This window comes from Vibrio sp. 1580, from assembly GCF_033340055.1.
This window is the reverse complement of sequence record NZ_JAWOVT010000303.1, coordinates 1-694: the sequence shown is the minus strand read 5'-3', so window position 1 is coordinate 694 and position 694 is coordinate 1. Positions and strand designations below refer to the sequence as shown.

The 694-nt window shown below is 44.4% G+C and carries 1 protein-coding gene; it reads right to left on the bottom strand.

Going from position 1 to position 694, the window contains the following annotated elements; genetic code table 11:
* Positions 1–27 precede the first annotated feature (27 nt).
* Positions 28–694, bottom strand: a 667-nt coding sequence (locus tag R7093_RS25670) for an oxidative stress defense protein (protein WP_318147079.1), incomplete at its 5' end; no start/stop codon positions are given.

The window sequence follows — 694 nt, the reverse complement described above, 5'->3', positions numbered from 1 at the left end:
CTTTTCTTGTTGTGTTACCAAAACAAATTATTTTAATTTGTCAACCACATCCACTTGGTCACGAATTACAAGAGTCGAGTCTTGGTAACTGTTCGAACCTTGCTTGCTGTCCATCGCCATTGAGCGCATCAACACAGGCTGTACATGCATTTGGTTATAGTTAATTTGCCAGATGCCGCCGAGTTTTTTATCAAAGCCAGATGCAAGCGATGCCGCTTTTTCTCTCGCATCTTTGATCGCAGCCATGCGTGCTTTTTGTTGGTATTCCGCTTGATTGCTCACTTTCAATTGGATGTTGTCGACCTGATTAATGCCAGCTTTCAACGCCATATCCAAATACTGGTTAAGATCGGCTAAATCTGTCACTGTTACATTGCTGCTGCGTGATGATCTGTATCCAACCAACTCCGCTTTGCCCGATTTAGGGTAGTGATACTGAGGCGCAAGATACAGGTTTGAGCTGGTGATATTGTCCTTTGATAAACCAGCATCAGACAGATATTGGAGAAAATCTTCGACTGTTTTATCGACGGATTGTTTTGCTTGTTCCGCTGTCATGGTGGTATCCACCACTTTTACAGAAAAGGTCGCCATGTCTGGTGTTGCGACCACCTCACCGTAGCCCGTTGTTGTTACGTGAGCAAATTCCGGCACATCAGCCAAGACTGAAACACTGCTAAGACTAAGAGCTGAA